Annotated in this window: 13 protein-coding genes; 3 read left to right on the top strand and 10 right to left on the bottom strand. The window is 64.4% G+C overall.

What is annotated here, in order from left to right; genetic code table 11:
- Nucleotides 1–48: 48 nt before the first annotated feature.
- A complete protein-coding gene (gene msbA, locus HU751_RS10825; RefSeq protein ID WP_186733367.1) occupies nucleotides 49–1,857 on the bottom strand; it encodes a lipid A export permease/ATP-binding protein MsbA in 1,809 nt (602 codons plus the stop codon).
- Nucleotides 1,858–1,872: 15 nt separating this feature from the next.
- Nucleotides 1,873–3,048, bottom strand: a complete 1,176-nt coding sequence (locus HU751_RS10820; RefSeq protein ID WP_186733366.1) for an O-antigen ligase family protein — start codon at nucleotides 3,046–3,048, stop codon at nucleotides 1,873–1,875.
- 104 nt (nucleotides 3,049–3,152) lie between these two features.
- On the opposite strand from HU751_RS10820, the gene HU751_RS10815 reads away from it, so the two are divergent.
- On the top strand, nucleotides 3,153–3,758 hold the full coding sequence (locus HU751_RS10815; protein WP_186733365.1) for a BUD32 family EKC/KEOPS complex subunit: 606 nt from the start codon (nucleotides 3,153–3,155) through the stop codon (nucleotides 3,756–3,758).
- Nucleotides 3,759–3,761: 3 nt separating this feature from the next.
- Here the strand turns inward: HU751_RS10815 and HU751_RS10810 are convergent, their stop codons facing one another.
- The 8 genes from HU751_RS10810 to putP form a co-directional block, all read right to left on the bottom strand.
- Nucleotides 3,762–4,850 carry a glycosyltransferase gene (locus HU751_RS10810; protein ID WP_186733364.1) on the bottom strand — a complete coding sequence of 363 codons (1,089 nt, stop codon included), beginning with the start codon at nucleotides 4,848–4,850 and terminating at the stop codon, nucleotides 3,762–3,764.
- Nucleotides 4,851–4,930: 80 nt separating this feature from the next.
- Nucleotides 4,931–5,887: a glycosyltransferase family protein gene (locus HU751_RS10805; protein WP_186733363.1), complete on the bottom strand. Its 957-nt coding sequence runs from the start codon at nucleotides 5,885–5,887 to the stop codon at nucleotides 4,931–4,933.
- Nucleotides 5,888–5,903: 16 nt separating this feature from the next.
- Nucleotides 5,904–7,307 carry a PIG-L deacetylase family protein gene (locus HU751_RS10800; RefSeq protein WP_186733362.1) on the bottom strand — a complete coding sequence of 468 codons (1,404 nt, stop codon included), beginning with the start codon at nucleotides 7,305–7,307 and terminating at the stop codon, nucleotides 5,904–5,906.
- Nucleotides 7,304–8,200, bottom strand: coding sequence for an antimicrobial resistance protein Mig-14 (locus tag HU751_RS10795; RefSeq protein ID WP_186733361.1), 897 nt, complete (start codon nucleotides 8,198–8,200; stop codon nucleotides 7,304–7,306). The genes HU751_RS10800 and HU751_RS10795 overlap by 4 nt, the downstream gene beginning before the upstream one ends.
- Nucleotides 8,200–9,330 (bottom strand): glycosyltransferase, encoded by a 1,131-nt coding sequence (locus HU751_RS10790; protein ID WP_186733360.1) that lies wholly within the window; start codon nucleotides 9,328–9,330, stop codon nucleotides 8,200–8,202. The genes HU751_RS10795 and HU751_RS10790 overlap by 1 nt, the downstream gene beginning before the upstream one ends.
- On the bottom strand, nucleotides 9,314–11,071 hold the full coding sequence (locus HU751_RS10785; RefSeq protein WP_186733359.1) for a carbamoyltransferase family protein: 1,758 nt from the start codon (nucleotides 11,069–11,071) through the stop codon (nucleotides 9,314–9,316). Before HU751_RS10785 ends, HU751_RS10790 begins: the two co-directional genes overlap by 17 nt.
- Before the next feature lie 196 nt (nucleotides 11,072–11,267).
- On the bottom strand, nucleotides 11,268–12,104 hold the full coding sequence (locus HU751_RS10780; RefSeq protein ID WP_050707197.1) for a 23S rRNA (adenine(2030)-N(6))-methyltransferase RlmJ: 837 nt from the start codon (nucleotides 12,102–12,104) through the stop codon (nucleotides 11,268–11,270).
- Between the two features lie 142 nt (nucleotides 12,105–12,246).
- On the bottom strand, nucleotides 12,247–13,725 hold the full coding sequence (putP, locus tag HU751_RS10775; RefSeq protein ID WP_186715801.1) for a sodium/proline symporter PutP: 1,479 nt from the start codon (nucleotides 13,723–13,725) through the stop codon (nucleotides 12,247–12,249).
- On the opposite strand from putP, the gene HU751_RS10770 reads away from it, so the two are divergent.
- Both HU751_RS10770 and putA read left to right on the top strand, forming a co-directional pair.
- A complete protein-coding gene (locus tag HU751_RS10770) occupies nucleotides 13,724–13,987 on the top strand; it encodes a hypothetical protein (protein ID WP_186733358.1) in 264 nt (87 codons plus the stop codon). The two genes, putP and HU751_RS10770, sit on opposite strands and share 2 nt — an antisense overlap.
- 96 nt (nucleotides 13,988–14,083) lie before the next feature.
- Nucleotides 14,084–18,034 carry a trifunctional transcriptional regulator/proline dehydrogenase/L-glutamate gamma-semialdehyde dehydrogenase gene (gene putA, locus HU751_RS10765; protein ID WP_186733357.1) on the top strand — a complete coding sequence of 1,317 codons (3,951 nt, stop codon included), beginning with the start codon at nucleotides 14,084–14,086 and terminating at the stop codon, nucleotides 18,032–18,034.
- Nucleotides 18,035–18,167 lie beyond the last annotated feature (133 nt).

Genomic DNA, 18,167 nt, shown 5'->3' with positions numbered 1-18,167 from the left:
GACAACTGCGGTGACAATCGGGGCCGTGCCGGCCCCGATGCTTGGGTTTCAGGTGATATCGACGTTTTCCGGCGCATCCAGGCCCATGGCGTGCAGACGGGCATAGTAGCCATTGGCCTCAAGCAGCTCGGCATGGGTACCACGCTCCACCAGACGGCCCTGCTCCATCACCAGGATCATGTCGGCCTTCTCGATGGTCGACAGCCGGTGAGCGATCACCAGCGTCGTGCGCCCCTGCATGACATGGTCCAGGGCGGCCTGGATGTGCCGTTCGGACTCGGTATCCAGCGCCGAGGTCGCCTCATCCAGAATCAGCAACGGCGCATTTTTCAGCAGCGCACGGGCTATCGCCAGGCGCTGGCGCTGACCGCCTGAGAGGAGCACGCCGTTCTCGCCGACCTCAGTGTCGAAACCTTTTGGCAACTGGTCGACGAACTCCTTGGCATAGGCATCGGCGGCGGCGGCTTCGATGTCGGCACGCGGTGCACCGGCCAGGTCGCCATAGGCGATGTTGTTGGCCACGGTGTCATTGAACAACGTGACATGCTGGGTGACCTGGGACACATGGCGACGCAGGTTGCGCAGGCGATAGTCCTCGATCTCCACGCCGTCGAGCAGAATCTGCCCTTCACTGTGGTGATAGAAACGCGGAATGAGCGCAGCGAGGGTCGACTTGCCACTGCCGGAACGACCGACCAGGGCAATCATCTGGCCAGGTTCGGCAGTGAAGCTGATGTCGCTGAGCACCTGACGCTCGGTACCCGGGTAGGTGAAGCTGAGGTTGCGCACTTCCAGGCGGCCCTGGACACGCTCCTTCTCAACGGTACCGGTATCCACCTCAGGTGCTTCATCCAACTGCTCGAAGATGCTCTCGGCACCGGCCAGGCCTTTCTGGATGGTCGAGCTGACCTCCGAAAGCTGACGGATCGGCTTGGGCAGCAGGCCCGCGGCGGTGATATAGGCGACCAGGTCGCCAGCCGACGCGTCTCCACGCAGGAACAGTACCAGGAACATCAGCGCAGCCATGGCGCTGTAGATCACCAGTTGCAGCAGCGGCGTGTAAAGCGCGCCAGTCTTGGTCATGCGCAACTGCTTGTCGGTGTTGCTCTGGCTGGCGGCGCCGAAACGCTGCTCCTCGTAACGCTCGCCGCCGAAACTGCGCACCACCCGATAACCCTGAATGGTCTCGGAGGCGACATGGGTGACATCACCCATGGCCACCTGGATCTTCTTGCTCTGCTTGCGGAATTTCTTGCTGGCAGTGCTCACCATCACGGCGATCACCGGCAGGATCGCGACCATGACCAGCGTGAGCTGCCAGTTCATCCACAGCAGGTAGGCGAACAGGAAGACCACCGTGAGGCCTTCACGGATCACCACCTTGATCGCGTCTGTGGCCGCGCCGGTGACCATGGTCACGTTGAAGGTGATGCGCGAGATCAGGTGGCCGGAGTTGTGGTTGTCGAAATAGCGGTTGGGCAGCACCAGCAGCTTGTTGAACAGTTCCACGCGCAGGTCATGCACCAGGCACAGCGACACCTTGGCCAGGAAGTAGTTGCCCAGGAACGACCCCAGGCCCTGCCAGGCGGCGATCAGGATGATCAGCAGCGGAACGGCCTGCAGCAGCTGCAGGTCGCGCAGGTAGGCCACGTTGGGGAACAGGACGGCCTGGGGGTTGCTCAGGCCATCGACGAAGTACTTGAGAATCCCGGCCAGCATCGGCTGGGTCGAGGCAAAGATCACGAACCCGACGATACTCAGCAGGAAGATGCCGATGTAGGGTTTCACGTACCTCAGCAGCCTGAAGTAGATCTTCAGGCTGGAGGTGTTCTCCACCGGTAGCGGTGTTTCGGCCATCATCGAGCTCGCTGTTCAGATTGAACCGGCGATTTTACCACAGCGTCGTTTCTGGTCATCTGCCCACGGCAACAACATTGCCAGGCCTACCGGCAGCCAGCTGATGAACCATTCGGCCCGCGGCGTGGCGGTCAGGCTGGCGGCATCGAATTGCATGGCCAGGGTGGAGTACACCCAGAAGACCAGGAGGATCTTGCCGAACGACGTGTCGCGCGCGCGCAGGATCGCCACCAGGGTGCACAGCCAGACCCCCAGCCACAGCAACATCCCCGGCAACCCCAGTTCCACGGCAATGTGGGTGAACATGTTGTGGGTATGGTCGAACTCGAGCCCTGCCGCTTCCACGCGGTAGAACGCGCCCAGCCCGAGGCCACCCACAGGGTGCTCACGGATCATCTGCATGGCCGCGTGGAAGATCTCCGGCCGGTAGGACGACCCCCTGAGCATGATCAACTCGTACATCAGGTAGAAAGCGACGCCGGTGGCCAGGGCCGCCAGCACGGCGAACAGGCCGCTACTGCGGTTGCGGAACCACAGTGGCGCCAGGACGACGGCCACCACCAGGGCCAACGCGGCTCCGCGACTCTGGCTGAACACCACGAAAGCCCCCAGGCAGGCCAGGGCCAACGCCCAGGCCAGTTGCAACCCACGCTGGCTGGGGAAGCTGTACAGCAGCCAGAGGACTGCGGCAGCGATCACATAGGCCCCCAGGATCGGGTGGGAAATCTCACCGATGCCTTCGATTCGGGTCACCAGCGGATTGCCCGCCACCACGTAGAACTGCACGATCGAAATCAACGCGGCCAGCGCCAGCAACCCACCGCCCAGCTGCAGAAGGCGTGACGCCCGCTCGACGCCGGCCTGTGCCAGCAGGGGAAAGGCCAGCAGGAACAGCAGGATGTACACCAGCCGCTTGCCTTCACGCGCGCCATCCTCGGCGGTCGACCAAGTCAGGCTGATGGCGCACCAGAGCAGCAGGGCCAGGACGCAGCTCCACAAGCCGGGTTGCTTGCGCAAGGCCTGGGCATAGACATGCCGGGCGGACCAGGCAAACCCCAGGGTTGGCAACCACAGGAACAGGATCAGGCCCTGCTGGTACAGCTTGTTGCTCGGCGCCAGCGCAATCGCCGCCAGGAACCAGATGAACCCCCACCCCAGCCAGGCTCTGGCCCAGTTCTTTTCGTGCAACATCCTTTCCCCCATGTAAAACACAAACACACCATCATGGTGCTAACAGATAAATTTCGGCATTATTGCCGGTCATTTTGCCTGCCCTGAAGACAAGGCTCGAATACATGCAATGTTCCCGGCTCTCCCAGGTCGACTTCGATCGATTGACTCTCGGCGCCAAGGTGCTTGAGGCAGATAGCCACGGCGCCAAAGTCTACCTGCTTGGGGATGGAAATATCCTCAAGGTTTTTCGTCGCAAGCGTCTGATTTCATCTGCGCTGCTACGCCCCTACTCGCAGCGTTTCATCGACAATGCCGTGCGTCTGACCCTGGCCGGTTTCCCGACCCTGGAAGTGATCAGCCACCACAAGCTGCCACTGCCAGGCCGCACCGCAGTGCTCTATCGACCGTTGCCGGGCGAGACCCTGCTGCAACTGTCGCGCAAGGCCGGCTTCAGCTGGGACCGGCAGTTGCCGCGACTCGTCGAGCTCATTCGGCGACTGCATCGCACGGGGATCTACTTCCGCTCGCTGCATCTGGGCAACGTGGTCGAAACCCCCGAAGGCTTGCTGGGTTTGATCGACGTGGCCGACATGCGCTTCCTGCGCGCCCCGCTCTCGCCCCGAATGGTACAACGCAACGTACAGCACATGGTTCGCTACATCGAGCGCGAGCCCCTCGCCCGGGACTTTCCCCTCGATCAGTTCCAGGCAGCCCTGGCGGCACGCTGACACTCAGCGCGCCAACAGGCTCGCCGAGCCCAACCGGAACGCTTGCCATCCCTGATCCGGCGCCAAGGCCTGCCATTGCTCCGAAGCCTTGGCCCCGGCATCGCGGCGGGCGCAATCGTCAATGACCTCGGTCCAGGCACGCGAATCGTCCGTCGGCAGATAGCAACCCGCGTCACCCAACTGCTCGCGAAAGACCAGCAAGTCGCTGCAGATGACCGGCACCCTGGAGAGCACGGCCTCCTGCAGCACCAGTCCGAGCCCCTCCGAGCGGGAGGGCACCAGCAACCAGTCAAAGGCCGGGTACAGCCGTGTCGAATCCTCACGGTGGCCATAGAACCGGACACGGTCACCCACTCCGAACGACCTGGCCTGCGCTTCCAGCTCCCCGCGCAACGGGCCGTCGCCGAGGATGACCAGGTAAGTGCTGGCTTGCGCTGCGTGCGACCTGGCGAATGCTTCGATCATCATCTCGAAACCTTTGCTCTCGACCAGACGGCCCACCGCGCCCAGGACAAGACCATCCTCCGGCAGCGCCAATGCCTGCCTGGCCTGCTCCCGACCGAGCGCGTGCCCGGCAAAGACCTGGGGATCCAGGGCCACACGCAAGCTTTGCACCGGCCGCCCCAGCCCCTGTTCCAGCGAATGCGCCAATGTCGCAGATACGGCGGCGACCGTCAGGCGCTCGACAGGAAACTGCCGGAACAGGGCGGCATCGCGTCGGGTCAGGCGTGTCGTCCCGTGAAACAGGACGGCAATCCGCACGCCTGGCACCTGACGCAGCAATGGCAATAACAACCTGGCAACACCCAGCCCGTCCAGCAACAGGACATCAGGGGCCAGTGCCTTCAACGCACGGCGCAGACGCCACTTCACCCAGGACAGAGCCAGTCGATGCGACAGCCGCCCCTTGAGCACGCGTGGCGACAAATGCCAGCAGCGCGTCTGGCCCACACCGCTGCACAATCCCTCTCCGAGCAGAAGCCAGTTGGTCACCTGCGCGCCGCTCGAGGCATGCGCCAGCACCTGCCTGTGCACACTGTGGATGGAAGCGAAGGGCGAACCGCCCGACCACATCACATTGAGGATATTCAACGGCGTAACGCCCCTTTGATGATTCGGTGGGCCTTGAAGCCAGCCGTTTTGCTGATCGCGTAGTCTTGCTCGAATCTACGTCAGAACCCGAGCCACAAACGCAAGCGCTGCCAGGTGGTCAGCGGCGGATGCGCTCGCAGTGCAGGCACCATGTGCTCGACAATGCTTCGGCCCACGGCCGCGAAACTGAAGCGCGCAGTGGCCAGCTCACGCCCATTGCCAGCGATGAACGCCGCCAGCGCCGGATCCTCGCGTAACTGACGCAGCTTGGCCTGCAGCGTCGGGATGCTGTCATACAACACCACGTTGCGCATGTCCTCGAGTCCCAGCGCGCGGTTCTCGGCTTCGCCCTGGTCGTAGGCCAGCAATACGCATCCGCAGGCCATCGCCTCGAAGTTCTTGATCATGTACTCGCCCATGCCGACGTCGGCACTGACGAAAAAGCGGATACGGTTGAGGGTATTGCAATAATCCTCGCCCGACTTGGTACGGGTGACCACGAGGTTCTCCACCTGCCCCAACTCATCCAGCAAGGCTTTGCGGCCACTGTAGGCGACACTCTTGGTGCTGCCGACGAATGCCAGCTCGATATCGCGTTCGCGTCCCTGGTCGGCCAGCAGTTGTTCGTCGTAGCCCTTGGGCACGAACACCGCGTCGAAGCCTTCCTGGCGCAGGCGCTCGCTGACCATATAGCCTGAGCTGATGACTCGGGCCCAAGGCAGTTGACGGTAATGCTCGCTGAACTTGCCCGTGTATTTGCAGGGTATGTAGTTCTGGTACGCGTCGTGCTCGAGGATCACCAGGTTGGGAACGCTGCGGATGAACGCGACCTGACGGATTTCCTGCTTGAATCGCAGGAAGAACACGATACGGTCGTAGCGCGTGACGTCCACTTCCCGCTTGAAGTAGCGACGCAGGTTGCGCTGGTCCTCGTCGCTCAGCCAACGCAGATCGCAGTCGCAGTTGGCCGCGACGCCGTCGTACAGGCGGTCGAGAATCGCCCGTTGTTCCTTCTGCACCAGAAATAGGACTTTCATTGCTTTCCTTGGGCGCTCACAGGTCGCGACGCCAGAACAGTTCATGTCGGCGCACCGCCTTGCGGAAGAATTCGTTCTCTCCGTACGGCGATGGGCGGCGCCCTGCCAGCCAGCGTTGCAACGCACGGCGCAGGCGGCGCTTGAAGGGGGGCGCAGGTTGCAGGTCATGCATCATGCCCAGGGCCATGGCCTTGTCGCGCTGGGTGTCGATATCCAGCACCAGGCTGCAGGGTGCCCAGGCTTCGGCGGCTTGCAGCTGCGGCGGCAGGGCCACGCCATCTCCGCTCTCGCCCATCGGCCAGCGGTCGTTGTCATGCAGGTGGTTGGCGTAGCACAACAACGTTTCGGGCTGCCACGCCAGGCCTTGCAGCGCCTCGAGCACAGCGGCCTGCGCACAGATGTGGTCCGGGTGCGGATCGAGCACCGGATGCGGCATCACCAGCACCTGGGGCCGGGCCATCTCGAACAGGGCACGCAGGTCGGCCAGCAGGTTGTGCCAGGTCGGCGCACCATCGACATCGGCCGGCAGCGGGAACGGATTGAAACGGCGGAAGGGACGGATGTCGGCAAGGTCGGCTTCACGCGAGCCCACCGGCAGATCCGGCGCAGCCTGCATGACTGGTAATTGCAGGCAGAAGTAGCCCAGCTGCACGCAGCGCGACTCCGGCACGCCGGCCCAACGTGGCACGGCAATGCTGTCCCAGGCGCGCAACCGCCCCTTCAGCCTGGCCGCCGCGGCCTTGGCCAGGCCCATGGCCTGGTAGTGTTCGGCCTCGATCTCACCGGCAGTCAGGGTGACCACCCAGGCTTCGTCGGCCTGGCTGTAGAGGCCGTAGGCCGCCAGTTCGGCGTCATCGGCATGGGGAGCGATGACCATCACTCGGCGTTTGCGCAGTTCGACCGCCGGAGTTATCCACAGGCGCGGAGATCCCTGCAATCGGCAATGCCGACCACGCAGGCGCAACGTGCCGGCCGCCAACGGTTCGGCCAACCCGGTCAGATTGAGGAAACGCACCCCTTTGACGCCACGCTCGAACGTTTGCACGTCGCTGGCGGTCCCCGCCAGCAGCTCGACGCGAGGATCAAGGAAGCGCCCGAGCCAACTGCTACGAATGCCGATTTCAAGAATCAGGGTCTCGCCACCTTGCAGTGCAACATCGGTTTGCAGCAGGTCGCCCTGCAGGCTCGCTGCGACTTCGCGAGTGTCCTTGGCAAAACGGTAGGCATAGTCTTCGCCCGGCGAGTAGAACAGGTGATCGGCGAGCCAGGCCTCGTGCGCCACCCACAGCAGCGGCAGCAACAACAGCGGCAACCACCACGCGCCGAACACGCCCAACGCGACCAGCAGCAGCAGGCCCACCAGCAGCCCCAGGCGCTTGTTGCGCCGGTGGCGCTTGAGCAACTGCTGCTTGCGGCTCACGACTGAAACACCGGTACAGGGTTGCACCAACGGTCCTTGTACTCTCGGTCCGCACGACCGAACGAGAACCGCAGCGCCTTGCCGCGTGCCGTGGCATCCTCCCAGGCAGACTGGGTGTTGAGGAAGCTCAATACGCTCCCAGGGCTGAAGGCCTTGGTTTCAGGGTCGACACCACCGTTGACGTATTCGACGCTGATCCACTGCGGCGCCTCGACGCGATACACCAGCTGAATGGCGATGGGCGCCCCATCGAGGAACAGCACCGAACCGATCAGCAGCTCGCGCAGGCGCTCGACCACCTCGGCCATGTGGGCCGCGCCGGTGGCCGGGAAGCCCCAGCGACGCTGGAACAAGTCACAGTACATCGCGGCGATCTCGGCTGCCGTGAAATCGCCGATCGGTCGCACCTGACCGCCCGCCTCTTCCAGCAGGCGCAGCTCACGACGCTGGTTGTAGCGGAACTTCTTCGACAGGTCCTCGTGGGGACGTGCCATGGCCAACTGCTCGGGTTGCGCCTTCAGGCCGGCGAAACGGCCCTGGTTCAACTCCGACAGGTAGCGACCGGCGTGGCGCAGCGGCGCCCCGGCATCGGCGGCGGCCGGCAGGATGATCTCGGCATTGCCCAGGTCGAACAGGCCTTTCTTGCCTTCGCGTTTGAGCACGTCCTTGGACAGCGCCAGGTGGCGCCCCCAGGTCGGCAGCGCGGCCTTGAGCTCGGTGCCCTGGAACCAGCCCAGGTAACGCACCGGAATCCCGGCCAGGTCCGCCAGTTGCTCGATCACCAACGGGTGCGTGGCGACACTGCCGCCATGACGTTGCCAGGCGTCGTTGTAGGCGGCCGCGTCGATCACTTGCCAGCCGCGTTCGCGCCAGGCCTTGAGATGATTGAGCATCAGGCCTCCGCCACCAGCGCGCGGACTTGCGGCAATTGCCAGAAGGCATCCCGCACCGCCTGGTCGCTGAAGCGCTGCTGCAGGCGCTGCAGCATATGCCCGGCGCATGCCTCGCGCTGTTGCGCATCCAGGCCGGCCATGTGCTTCAGGCCCTGGGCCAGCTGCGCGGCATCGCCCAGCGGGAACAGCACACCCACGCCCTCGACCACTTCCCGGGCACCGCCACAGGCGGTGGCCAGCACCGGTACGCCGGCGACCATGGCCTCAAGCAGGACCATGCCGAACGGCTCATGATCGGAGCTCAGAGCGAACAGATCGAAAGCGCGGAAATAGCGGCGGGCATCCGGCACCTGGCCGAGGAAGTCGACCTGCCCGGCGATGCCCAACTCGGCAGCCATGGCCTTGAGTTTCGCCTCGAGACGGCCCTTGCCCAGGATCGCCAGGCGCGCACCGGCCGGCAACCCCGGCAAGGCTTCGGCGAAACCACGCAGCAGCGTGGCCTGGTCCTTGTCCGGATGCAGGCGACCGACGTTGCCGACCACCCAGGCCCGCTCATCCAGGCCCAAGGCACGCCGCGCCTCGTCACGCGGCACCAGGCTGGCCTGCAGTGCCTCGACGTCGATGCGGTTGTACAGGGTCTGGATACGCTCGGCTGGCCACGAGCCCAGGCAGCGACGCATGTCGTCACGCACCGCGTCCGACACACCGAGCAGGCTCAGGCGCTTGCGGAACAGATTGGCGAACAGCCGCCGCCCTTTGCGCTCGTAATCACCGAAGGCATGGTGCACGCCGATCACCGGCAGGCCGGTCCCGAGCAGCGCGACATAGATCGGCTTGAAGCGATGGGCGATGCAAAAGCTGAAATTGCGCTGCGCGGCGATCTTGCGCAGCGCGCGGATCGCGCCCAGCTTCAGGCCACGCACGGCCTTGGAGCTGAACTCGAGAAACAGCACTTCGTCCGAGGCACAGCCGACCGCTACCTGCGCGTCGGCTGCCCCGGTGAGGAACACGGTAGTGACCTTGTAGCCGCTGCCCTGGAACAGGCTGGCGTATTGACGGGCACAATCGAGGAACGGCCCGTCATAGCCATGGCAGAACTGCAGGATGCGCGGTTCAGAGCGGCTGGTCATACGGCGCGGCGCCTTCCTTGACCACCAGGATGTCTTCCATGATCAGGTACTGCAGGTCCGAGCCGAAGAACATGTTCAGGGCGTCGGTCGGCGAGCAGATCATGGGTTCACCGCGGCGGTTCAGCGAGGTGTTCAGCGACACACCGTTGCCGGTCAGGTCTTCCAGCGCCTTCATCATGTCGTAGTAGCGCGGGTTGTACTCGCGCTTGAGCACCTGGGCGCGCGAAGTGCCGTCCTCGTGGACCACTTCCGGCACGCGGGTCTTCCACTCTTCGGCGACTTCGAAGGTGAAGGTCATGAACGGCGCAGGGTGATCGACCTTGATCATCTGCGGCCCGACGGTGTCGAGCATCGACGGGCAGAAAGGTCTCCAGCGTTCGCGGAACTTGATCTGCTCGTTGATGCGGTTGGCCACGCCCGGCACGCTCGGGCAACCGATGATCGAGCGGCCGCCCAGGGCACGCGGACCGAACTCCATGCGCCCCTGGAACCAGGCCACCGGGTTGCCGTCGACCATGATCTTGGCGATGCGTTGCGGCATGTCGTCGATCTTGCGCCATTTCGGCGCGTTCGGGTGACGGGCGCAGGCGGCGATCACGTCCTCGTTGGAGAACGAAGGGCCGAGGTAGACGTGCTCCATCTTCTCGACCGGCACGCCACGGGCGTGGGAAACGTAGGCTGCGGCACCTACCGCAGTACCGGCGTCGCCGGACGCAGGCTGGACGAACAGCTCCTTCACATCATCGCGGGCGATGATCTTCTGGTTCAGCTTGACGTTCAGCGCGCAGCCGCCGGCGAAGGCCAGCTTGCCGGTCTCTTTCAGCGTGTCGCCCAGGTAATGGTCGATCATCTGCAGGGCCAGCTTCTCGAACAGCGCCTGCATGCTGGCGGCGTAGTGGATGTACGGCTCGTCGGCGATATCGCCTTCGCGCTTCGGACCCAGCCATTCGATCAGCTTGGGCGAGAAGTAGAAGCCCTTGCCCTTCTCTTTATAACGGCGCAGGCCGATGACGTTGGCGTATTCGGTGTTGATCACCAGCTCGCCGTTTTCGAAGCTGGCCAGGCGCGAGAAGTCATACTTGCTGGCGTCGCCATATGGCGCCATGCCCATGACCTTGAACTCGCCATCGAGCATCTCGAAGCCGAGGAACTCGGTGATCGCGCCATACAGGCCGCCCAGCGAGTCCGGATCGAAGAATTCCTTGATCTTGTGGATCTTGCCGTTTTCGCCGTAGCCGAAGAAGGTTGTGGCGTATTCGCCCTTGCCGTCGATACCGAGGATCGCGGTTTTCTCTTTGAAACCCGAGCAGTGGTAGGCGCTGGAGGCGTGAGCCAGGTGGTGCTCGACCGGCTCGATCTTGATCTTCTTCGGATCGAAGCCCAGTTGCTCCAGGCACCAGACGATCTTCTTGCGGTAGCGCTTGTAGCGGCGGTTGCCCATCAGCAGCGCGTCGAGGGCGCGATCCGGGGCGTACCAGTAGCGCTTGGCGTAGTGCCAGCGGGCCTTGCCGAACAGGCTGATCGGGGCGAACGGAATGGCCACCACGTCGACGTCCGACGGTTTGATGCCGGCCTGCTCCAGGCAGAACTTCGCCGACTCGTAGGGCATGCGGTTCTTCGCATGCTTGTCACGCACGAAGCGCTCTTCTTCGGCGGCGGCAATCAGCTTGCCGTCGATGTACAGGGCCGCGGAAGGGTCATGGCTAAGGGCGCCGGACAGGCCAAGAATCGTCAGTGCCAAGGGTCTAGCCTCTCAAATCGGTATGAAGTGCGCCAACGGCCATTCGGGCGGATGGCGGCTAAAGGGCGGGATTATAACGCAAAGATGGTCAGGCGCGATGCACTCGCGTGGGAGCGGGCTTGCCCCGCGAAAGCGGCGGATCCACCGGCGCCATCGCGGGGCAAGCCCGCTCCCACGAGGGTCAAATGCCGTTAGGCTATTCGGCGATCAGCCAGTCCATGCGGAAGCTGCCGGCGGTCTGAGCCAGCTCCTTGGCCAGCCAAGGCAGCAGAGTCTTGAGCTCATCCTCCAGGCCCCATGGCGGGTTAGCGATGGCCAGGCCCGAGCCGTTCAGACCCTGCGGGCTGTCCTGGTGGTGCACGTAGAGCTCGACCCGCAGCAGCTTCGGCGCGCCGGTGCTGGTCAGGTCCTGGTAGAAGCGGGTCAGCGAGCGCTGATCCTTGATCGGATACCAGATCGCCGCGACAGTCTGGCGCATGCGACCGATCGCCTCTTTCATGGCCACGGTGCAGCGCTTGAGCTCGTCGGCCTGCTCGAACGGCGGGTCGATCAGCATGATCGCGCGCTTTTCCTGCACTGGCAGCAGGGCCCGGGCGATATGCCAACCCTCACCCAGATGCACGGTGACCCGCGGATCCTTTTTCATGTTTTCCTTCAGCAGCGCCCCATCTTCAGGGTGCTTCTCGTTGAGCAGGGCACGGTCCTGCTGGCGCATCAGGCGGCGCGCCAGCTCCGGCGAGCCCGGGTAGTAGCGCAGCTCGCCATCCTGGTTCAGGCGCTTGATGATGCGCAGGTAGTCGGCGGTCGCTTCCGGCAGGTCGTCGCGGTTCCACAGGCGAGCCACGCCCTCGAGGTATTCGCCGGTACGGCTCGCCTGGTCGCCCTGCAGGTCGTAGAGACCCAGGCCAGCGTGAGTATCGATGTAGGCGAACGGCTGCTCCTTGCGCGACATCAGGGCGATGAGGCGGGTAAGCACGATGTGCTTGAGGACGTCGGCGTGATTGCCGGCATGGAAGGCGTGACGATAGTTCATGAGGACTCCTGCGGGGGCGCCAAGTTTACCTTGCCTTGCAGTCGGCAAAAAGCATCGCGGGGCAAGCCCACTCCCACAAATGCCCGAGGACACGTGGGAGCGGGCTTGCCCCGCGATAGGGATAACGCCGGCTCAGCAGGCGTTACTTGTCAGCGTGATACGCCGCATCAGCGGTTTCAAAACGCGAAACCATGCTGTTCGACGGGCTGCCCAGCTTGCTCACCACGAAGATGGCAATGCTGGCGAACAGGAAGCCCGGAATGATCTCGTACAGACCCAGGCCCACGTAGTTCTTCCACAGGATCACGGTCAGTGCGCCGACCACGATACCGGCCAGGGCGCCGTTGCGGGTCATGCCCTTCCACAGCACCGAGATCAGCACCACCGGACCGAAGGCGGCACCGAAGCCGGCCCAGGCGTAGGCCACCAGGCCCAGCACACGGTTCTCGGGGTTGGCGGCCATGGCGATGGCGATCAGGGCCACGGCCAGGACCATCAGGCGACCGACCCAGACCAGCTCGGTCTGCGAGGCGTTCTTGCGCAGGAACGACTTGTAGAAGTCTTCGGTCAGGGCGCTGGAGCACACCAGCAGCTGGCAGCTCAGGGTGCTCATCACCGCGGCCAGGATGGCCGACAGCAGGATACCGGCGATCCACGGGTTGAACAGGATCTTGGCCAGCTCGATGAACACGCGCTCGTGGTTCTCGGTGACCGGACCCGCCAGGTCAGGATGCGCCGAGAAGTAGGCGATGCCGAAGAAGCCGACGGCGCAGGTGCCGCCCAGGCACAGGATCATCCAGGTCATGGAGATGCGGCGGGCGTTGGCGATCGACTTGACCGAGTCGGCGGCCATGAAGCGCGCCAGGATGTGCGGCTGGCCGAAGTAGCCCAGGCCCCAGCCCATCAGCGAGATGATGCCGATGAAGGTCGCGCCCTTGAACATGTCGAAGTGCGCCGGGTTCACCGCCTCGATCGCCAGGAAGGTGGTGTCGAAACCACCGGTGGAGATCAGCACGATGATAGGGGTGAGGATCAGCGCGAAGATCATCAGCGAGGCCTGCACGGTGTCGGTCCAGCTCACCGCCAGGAAGCCACCGACGAAGGTGTAGGCGATGGTGGCCGCGGCACCGGCCCACAGGGCGGTCTCGTACGGCATGTCGAAGGTGCTTTCGAACAGGCGGGCGCCGGCGACGATCCCGGAGGCGCAGTAAATGGTGAAGAACACCAGGATGACGATCGCCGAGATGATCCGCAGCAGGCCGGTCTGGTCTTCGAAACGGCTGGAGAAGTAGTCCGGCAGGGTCAAGGCGTCACCGTTGTGCTCGGTCTGCACACGCAGACGGCCGGCGACGAACAGCCAGTTCAGGTAGGCGCCGACGGTCAGGCCGATGGCGATCCAGGCCTCGGAAAGGCCCGCGAAGTAGATGGCGCCCGGCAGGCCCATCAACAGCCAGCCGCTCATGTCCGATGCGCCGGCGGAAAGCGCGGTGACCACGCTGCCGAGACTACGGCCGCCGAGAATATAGTCGGAAAGGTTCTTGGTGGAGCGATAGGCGGCGAAGCCGATCAGCACCATTGCCGCAATGTAGATCACGAAGGTGATCGTTAGTGGATTGCCCATGAGTTGTGCCCTGGCGTTGTTTTTATCTCTTGCTACCGCCGCACGCGACGGTTGCACCCAGGCGGCGAATCCTATGCAACAACATGAACGAGGTGCAACCATTTTTCATTTGCAAGTTGCACCCAGCCATGGTTTTTCGGATAAAGCCCCTTTTTTGCTCCTTTTCGGAGCAAACACAGCGTTTTACATAAGCAAAAGCAGCAAAAAAGACCGTTTCGGCTGTAAGGAAACGTCCTTCAGACGAGTTGCACCTTTACCGTGAAGATTTCGGGTTGCACCCGGTTGCACCCGAATTGTCCTACAGGCTAATCTTGCCTTCAGCTTAGGCCACATCCGTGACCAATAACGAGGATAAGAAATGGCGACGACCACCCTTGGGGTCAAACTCGACGACCCGACCCGTGAGCGACTCAAAGCAGCTGCGCAGTCCATCGACCGCACGCCGCACTGGTTGATCAAGCAAGCGATCTTCAACTATCTCGAGAAGCTCGAGGGTGGCGCCACCCTGAACGACCTCAACGGCCATGCCGCCGCTGGCGACGACGCCGGCGAAGTCGCCGCCGACCATGCCCACCAGTGCTTCCTGGAGTTCGCCGAAAGCATCCTGCCGCAGTCGGTACTGCGCTCGGCGATCACCGCCGCCTACCGCCGCCCCGAGCAGGAAGTGGTGCCAATGCTGCTGGAGCAGGCTCGCCTGCCGGCCGCCCAGGCCGAAGCCACCAACAAGCTGGCCGCGAGCCTGGCCGACAAGCTGCGCAACCAGAAAAGCGCCGGCGGCCGCGCCGGTATTGTCCAGGGCCTGCTGCAGGAGTTCTCGCTGTCGTCCCAGGAAGGCGTGGCGCTGATGTGCCTGGCCGAAGCCCTGCTGCGCATCCCCGACAAAGGTACCCGTGACGCGCTGATCCGCGACAAGATCAGCACCGGCAACTGGCAGCCGCACCTGGGCAACAGCCCGTCGCTGTTCGTCAACGCCGCCACCTGGGGCCTGCTGCTGACCGGCAAGCTGGTCAGCACCCACAACGAATCCGGCCTGACCTCCTCGCTCACCCGCATCATCGGCAAGAGCGGCGAGCCGATGATCCGCAAGGGCGTCGACATGGCCATGCGCCTGATGGGCGAACAGTTCGTCACCGGCGAGACCATCGCCGAGGCCCTGGCCAACGCCAGCAAGTTCGAAGCCAAGGGCTTCCGCTACAGCTACGACATGCTCGGCGAAGCCGCGCTGACCGAGCACGACGCGCAGAAATACCTGGCCTCCTACGAGCAGGCGATCCACTCGATCGGCAAGGCCTCGCACGGCCGCGGCATCTATGAAGGCCCGGGCATCTCGATCAAGCTCTCGGCCCTGCACCCGCGCTACAGCCGCGCCCAGTACGAGCGCGTGATGAGCGAGCTGTACCCGCGCCTGCTGTCGCTGACCCTGCTGGCCAAGCAGTACGACATCGGCCTGAACATCGACGCCGAGGAAGCCGACCGCCTGGAGCTGTCGCTGGACCTGCTCGAGCGCCTGTGCTTCGAGCCGTCGCTGGCCGGCTGGAACGGCATCGGTTTCGTCATCCAGGCCTACCAGAAGCGCTGCCCGTACGTGATCGACTACGTCATCGACCTGGCCAAGCGCAGCCGCCACCGCCTGATGATCCGCCTGGTGAAGGGCGCCTACTGGGACAGCGAGATCAAGCGCGCCCAGGTCGAAGGCCTGGAAGGGTATCCGGTGTACACCCGCAAGGTGTACACCGACGTGTCCTACGTCGCCTGCGCCCGCAAGCTGCTGGCCGTGCCGGAAGCCATCTACCCGCAGTTCGCCACCCACAACGCCCACACCCTGTCGGCCATCTACACCATCGCCGGGCAGAACTACTACCCGGGCCAGTACGAGTTCCAGTGCCTGCACGGCATGGGCGAACCGCTGTACGAGCAAGTCGTGGGCAAGATCTCCGAGGGCAAGCTGAACCGTCCATGCCGCGTGTACGCACCGGTCGGCACCCACGAGACCCTGCTGGCCTACCTGGTCCGCCGCCTGCTGGAAAACGGCGCCAACACCTCGTTCGTCAACCGCATCGCCGACCACTCGATCTCCATCCAGGAGCTGGTCGCCGACCCGGTCGCCAGCATCGAGCGCATGGGCACCCAGGAAGGCAGCATCGGCCTGCCGCACCCGCGCATCCCGATGCCGCGTGAGCTGTACGGCAGCGAGCGGGCCAACTCGGCCGGCATCGACATGGCCAACGAACACCGTTTGGCGTCGCTGTCCTGCGCCCTGCTGGCCACCGCCCACAATGACTGGAAAGCCACCCCGCTGCTGGCCTGCGCCGCCAGCGAGCAGCCGGCCGCGCCGGTGCTCAACCCGGCCGACCACCGCGATGTCGTGGGCCACGTGCAGGAAGCCACCGTCGCCGACGTCGACAACGCCATCCAGTGCGCACTGAACGCCGCGCCGATCTGGCAGGCCACCCCACCTGCCGAGCGCGCCGCGATCCTCGAACGCGCCGCCGACCTGATGGAAGCCGACATCCAGCCGCTGATGGGCCTGCTGGTGCGCGAAGCCGGCAAGACCTACGCCAACGCCATCGCCGAAGTGCGCGAGGCCGTGGACTTCCTGCGTTACTACGCGGTGCAGGCACGCAACGACCTGCGCAACGACAGCTGCCGCCCACTGGGCCCTGTTGTGTGCATCAGCCCGTGGAACTTCCCGCTGGCGATCTTCTCCGGCCAGGTGGCCGCGGCGCTGGCCGCCGGCAACCCGGTACTGGCCAAGCCGGCCGAACAGACCCCGCTGGTCGCCGCCCAGGCCGTGCGCCTGCTGCTGGAAGCCGGCATCCCCGAAGGCGTGCTGCAACTGCTGCCAGGCCAGGGCGAAACCGTCGGTGCCGGCCTGGTCGGTGACGAGCGCGTCAAGGGCGTGATGTTCACCGGTTCCACCGAAGTCGCCCGCCTGCTGCAGCGCAACATCGCCGGACGCCTGGACAACCAGGGCCGTCCGATCCCGCTGATTGCCGAAACCGGCGGCCAGAACGCCATGATCGTCGACTCCTCGGCACTGACCGAGCAGGTGGTGATCGATGTGGTCTCCTCGGCCTTCGACAGCGCCGGCCAGCGTTGCTCGGCCCTGCGCGTGCTGTGCCTGCAGGAAGACTCCGCCGACCGCGTGATCGAAATGCTCAAGGGCGCCATGGCCGAAAGTCGCCTTGGCAACCCGGAGCGCCTGTCCGTGGACATCGGACCGGTGATCGACGCCGAAGCCAAGGCCGGCATCGAGAAGCACATCCAGGGCATGCGCGACAAAGGCCGCACCGTCTACCAGGTGGCTATCGCCGAGGGCGAGGAGATCAAGCGCGGCACCTTCGTGATGCCGACCCTGATCGAGCTGGAAAGCTTTGACGAGCTCAAGCGCGAGATCTTCGGCCCGGTGCTGCACGTGGTGCGCTACAACCGCAAGGACCTGGACCAGCTGATCGAGCAGATCAACGCCTCCGGCTACGGCCTGACCCTGGGCGTGCACACCCGCATCGACGAGACCATCGCCAAGGTGGTGGACAACGTCAACGCCGGCAACATGTACGTCAACCGCAACATCGTCGGCGCCGTGGTCGGCGTGCAGCCGTTCGGCGGTGAAGGCCTGTCGGGCACCGGCCCGAAAGCCGGCGGCCCGCTGTACCTGTACCGCCTGCTGTCGACCCGCCCGGCCGACGCCATCGCCCGCCACTTCCAGGCCGACGATGCACGCAGCCAGGCCGACACCACCCTGCGCGACCAGCAGCTCAAGCCGCTGACCACCCTCACGACCTGGGCAGCCAGCAGCCAGATGAGCGACCTGACCGCGCTGTGCGAGCAGTTTGCCGAGCAGTCGCAGAGCGGCATCACCCGCGTGCTGCCAGGCCCGACCGGCGAGCGCAACACCTACAGCGTGCTGCCACGCGAACACGTGCTGTGCCTGGCCGACAACGAGGCCGACCTGCTGGCCCAACTGGCGGCGGTACTGGCCGTGGGTAGCTCGGCGGTGTTCCAGGACGGCGAGCCGGCCAAGACCGTGCGCGGCCGTCTGCCGAAGGAGCTGCAAGCGAAGATCAAGCTGGTGGCCGACTGGAGCAAGGACGAGGTGGCGTTCGATGCGGTCATCCACCACGGTCACTCCGACCAGCTGCGCGGCGTCTGCGAGCAGGTGGCCAAGCGTGCCGGCGCGATTGTCGGCGTGCATGGGCTGTCGAGCGGCGATCACCAGATCGCCCTGGAACGCCTGGTGATCGAGCGGGCGGTGAGCGTGAACACCGCGGCGGCGGGTGGTAACGCCAGCCTGATGACCATCGGCTGACACTGACGGTCGTTGAACGGAAAAGGAGAGCTCAGGCTCTCCTTTTTTGTGGGAGCAACTGTCTTGCCGAGATTTCTCAACCTGGCAGCCCTCACCTAATCAGGAAAAGCCCGCGCAACTAAAGCGAAGCAAC

This window comes from Pseudomonas peradeniyensis, from assembly GCF_014268935.2.
Lineage (GTDB): Bacteria > Pseudomonadota > Gammaproteobacteria > Pseudomonadales > Pseudomonadaceae > Aquipseudomonas > Aquipseudomonas peradeniyensis.
This window is presented reverse-complemented; position numbering and strand designations above follow the sequence as displayed.